At 57.9% G+C, this 3,311-nt stretch carries 2 protein-coding genes and 1 pseudogene; 1 reads left to right on the forward strand and 2 read right to left on the reverse strand.

The window, feature by feature from the left end; all coding sequences use genetic code 11:
• Together trpD and AC1DRJ_RS22235 are read right to left on the reverse strand one after the other, a co-directional pair.
• Positions 1-349, reverse strand: a pseudogene (gene trpD / locus AC1DRJ_RS22230) (anthranilate phosphoribosyltransferase); the annotation flags it as partial.
• A gap of 9 nt (positions 350-358) precedes the next feature.
• Positions 359-952, reverse strand: coding sequence for an aminodeoxychorismate/anthranilate synthase component II (locus AC1DRJ_RS22235; RefSeq protein WP_007906885.1), 594 nt, complete (start codon positions 950-952; stop codon positions 359-361).
• Between the two features lie 410 nt (positions 953-1,362).
• Here AC1DRJ_RS22235 and estP point away from each other — a divergent pair, with 410 nt between their 5' ends.
• A complete protein-coding gene (gene estP, locus AC1DRJ_RS22240) occupies positions 1,363-3,273 on the forward strand; it encodes an esterase EstP (RefSeq protein WP_477804035.1) in 1,911 nt (636 codons plus the stop codon).
• Positions 3,274-3,311 lie beyond the last annotated feature (38 nt).

Consider the following 3,311-nt stretch of genomic DNA (forward strand, 5'->3'; position numbering starts at 1 on the left):
ACACTGCACGGTTACCGTGCTTGGCCACGGTGCAACCCGCCGCTGCAACAACGAAGGATGAAGCAGTCGACACGTTGAAAATATTGGCGCCGTCTCCACCGGTCCCGACCACATCGACCACGCCGTCGAGGGTCTTGAGTTCGACCTTGTCCGCCAGCTCGCGCATGACCGACACCGCGCCGACGATTTCGTCGATGCTTTCGCTCTTCATGCGCATGGCCATCATGAACGCGCCGATCTGCGCATCCGTGCATTGGCCGGTCATGATTTCGCGCATCACATCACTCATCTCGTCGGTGCTGAGGTCGAGGTGATCGACGATACGGCCCAGGGCTGTCTTGATATTCATGCARAGTCCTTAGCGCGTGCCGCCGGTTTGTTTGAGGAAGTTAGCGAACAGCTCGTGGCCCTGCTCGGTGAGGATCGACTCAGGGTGGAACTGCACACCTTCGATATTCAGTGTCTTGTGGCGCAGGCCCATGATCTCGTCGACCGAACCGTCTTCAAGCTGGGTCCAGGCGGTGAGTTCCAGGCAATCTGGCAGGGTTTCACGCTTGACGATCAGCGAATGATAGCGCGTCACCGTCAGCGGGCGATTCAGGCCTTCGAACACGCCCTTGTCCTCGTGGAATACCGGGCTAGTCTTACCGTGCATCACTTGGCGGGCGCGAACCACATCACCGCCAAAGGCCTGGCCGATGGACTGGTGGCCAAGGCAGACGCCAAGAATCGGCAGCTTGCCGGCGAAATGCTTGATCGCTTCAATCGAGATCCCGGCTTCGGTGGGGGTGCAAGGACCGGGGGACACCACGATGCGCTCGGGGTTGAGGGCTTCGATTTCAGCGATGGTCAGTTCATCGTTGCGCACGACTTTGACCTGGGAGCCGAGCTCACCAAGGTACTGCACAACGTTGTAGGTAAAGGAGTCGTAGTTATCGATCATCAGCAACATGGCGTTTTTAAACCTCTTGAATTCACTGACTTTAAAGATGGCCTTCGAATGATTGACCTGCAGAGCGCTGCGCTTTGTCAGGTGCTGGAGCAGCGCCAGCAAAGCGGCATTTCAAACAGGTAAAGAAGGCAAAGCGGTACAGGTCCGGCGAGGCCGGCAAAAAGAATTCAGGCGCGCCAACGCCAGCGGGCGTGTGCCTTGATGACTTGATCCAGGAGTTTACTGATGATCAACACGGAGAAGGTCTCTTTCATACGTCCGGGCACAGTAACTTAGCCGGGCAGAGCGTGCAATATCGCCGGGGCTACTGCTCGCGAAACTATCAAAGGCTGCGCGACAGATGGCAAAAGGCTGGAAGTTTTTGGTACTGTCGTTTCGTTCACTACAACAATAAATAAATGGACTTGCTCATGATCAAACAGACGATGTTTGTACCGCTCGCAGGATGCTTGCTCGCGATGGCCTGCGCCCAAGCGAACGCCGCACCGAATCCTTACACCAGTTTCGTCGTCTTCGGCGACAGCCTCAACGATGCCGGGACTTTTGCCGACACCGGCGGACCTGCCGGGGCGACCCAGCGTTACACCAACCGGACGGGGCCGGTTTATCTGGATGGCAGCGGCGAATTCCGCTCGCTCAACTCCACGCAAATACTGGGAGGAAAACTGGGGTACTCGGCGGACCAGACTGCCTCATCGAATTCGGCGGTACGCGCCAGCAATGGCCAACCCGACGGCAACAACTGGGCCGTCGGCGGTTATCGCACCGATCAGATTCTCGATTCGATCACCACCACTTCCGCCACCGGCGAGCGCACCCGGGCGGGTTACCTGCCTTCGAACAACTTCCGTGCCGATCCGAACGCGCTGTATTACCTGTCGGGTGGCGGTAACGACTTCCTGCAGGGCCGCGTCACCAGCCTGCCTCAGGCCAGTGCCGCCGCCGACCGATTGGCCAACAGCGTCCAGTCGCTGCAAACCGCCGGAGCCAAATACATCGTGGTCTGGCTGCTGCCCGATATCGGCCTGACACCAGCCATCAACGGTAGTCCGCTGCAAGCGTTCACCTCCCAACTCAGCGCCCAGTTCAACACTGAATTGGTGAGCCGACTGCAGAACATTAATGCCGAAATCATCCCGCTGAACATCCCGGTATTGCTCAACGAAGCTTTCGCCAACCCGGCACAGTTCGGGCTGGCGACAGACCAGAACCTGACTGCCACCTGCTTCAGCGGCAGCGGCTGCACCGAGAACGCCCGTTACGGCATCAACAGCGCCACACCAGACCCGACGAAGCTGATCTACAACGACTCGGTACACCCGACCGAAACCGGGCAACGCCTGATCGCCGATTATGCATATTCCCTGTTGTCAGCGCCGTGGGAGCTGACGCTGCTGCCGCAAATGGCCCAGGGCACCTTGCAAGCGCACCAGGATGAACTGCGCAACCAATGGATGGCCGACTGGGAAAGCTGGCAAGGCGTCGGCCAATGGCGAGCCATTGTTGCCGGCGGTGGCCAGCATCAGGATTTTGATGGGCAGGACAGCGTCGTGAGCGCTGACGGTAACGGGTACAACCTGAACATCGGTGGCAGCTATCGTCTTGACGATGCCTGGCGCGTGGGGGTGGCGGCCGGTTTCTATAACCAGAAACTCGAAGCCGGGAATAACGACTCCGACTACAAGCTCAACACTTACCTGGGCACGGCATTCGCCCAGTACCAACAAAATCGCGTATGGGCTGATATGGCGTTGACAGCCGGGCATCTGGATTACGACAGCCTCAAACGTAAATTCCAGCTGGGCGCCAACGAGCGCAGCGAAAAAGGCGATACCAGTGGCTACGTCGAAGCCGCTAGCGCTCGCATTGGCTACGACATCGCGCAGCAAGCCAGCAGCCCTTGGCATTTGTCGCCGTTTGTCAGCGCCGATTTCTCCAAAGTAAAAGTCGATGGTTACTCAGAGCAAACCACTGATTCCACAGCGCTGACCTTTGCTGATCAGGAGAGTATTTCCCGGCGTCTGGGCTTCGGTTTGCAGGGCAAATACCAGATCACCTCACAAACCGAGGTATTCGGCGAAGTGGCTCACGAGCGTGAGTACAACGACGATGTCCAGGACGTGACCATCAGCCTCAACAGCCTGCCTGACAATCAGTTCACGCTGGAAGGCTACACCCCGCAAACCAATCTGAACCGGGTGAACCTCGGGGTGAGTCACCACCTCACCAAGGAACTGGCACTGCGCGCCAGCTACAACATTCGCAAGGATGATGACTTTACCCAGCAAGGGATTAACGTAGGGGTTGCGTTGGACTTCTAAAATCGATCGGCAACAAAAAAAACGCGGCGCCCTCACAG

The organism is Pseudomonas sp. P5_B2 (genome assembly GCF_056400445.1).